This window comes from Empedobacter sp. GD03739 (assembly GCF_029843245.1).
GTDB classification, from domain to species: domain Bacteria; phylum Bacteroidota; class Bacteroidia; order Flavobacteriales; family Weeksellaceae; genus Empedobacter; species Empedobacter falsenii_B.
Genome location: NZ_JAOCHX010000129.1, coordinates 1 through 509, shown reverse-complemented (window position 1 = coordinate 509; position 509 = coordinate 1). Strand labels below are relative to the sequence as shown.

1 protein-coding gene is annotated in these 509 nt (G+C 36.1%); it reads left to right on the top strand.

Annotated elements, in window-relative coordinates; translation table 11 throughout:
- A partial coding sequence (locus N5E64_RS15730; protein ID WP_280038337.1) for a transposase occupies positions 1-509 on the top strand: 509 nt, incomplete at both ends.

The following is a 509-nucleotide window of genomic DNA, read 5'->3' as shown; positions in this document are numbered from 1 at the left end:
TTTTAAAACTGGCGATGAACTCCAAAACTTTCTCAAAGACTTACAAAAGCGAGGAATTGAAAAAATGTTAGAAGGTGAGTTAGATGCTCACCTGGATTACGATAAGCATGATTTACGCAAGCAAGAAAATGTGCGTAATGGTTATTCTAGTAAAAAGATAAAAACGAGTTATGGCGAAGAAGAAATAAAGGTTCCTAGAGATCGTGATGCTAGTTTTAATCCGATGCTGATACCTAAACGAAAAAGCATGGTTGAAGGCTTAGAAAACGTCATTGTGTCGCTTTACGCCAAGGGAATGTCCGTTTCTGATATTGAAGAACAGATCAGAGAAGTCTACAATTTTGACGTTTCTCAATCGACCATTTCACGTATAACTGATGCTATAACTTCTGATATCGTAGCTTGGCAAAATCGCCCATTAGAACCTGTTTATCTAATCGTTTGGATGGACGGAATTGTTTTTAAGGTTAGAGAAGGTTCCAAAGTAATTAATAAAACCATTTATATCT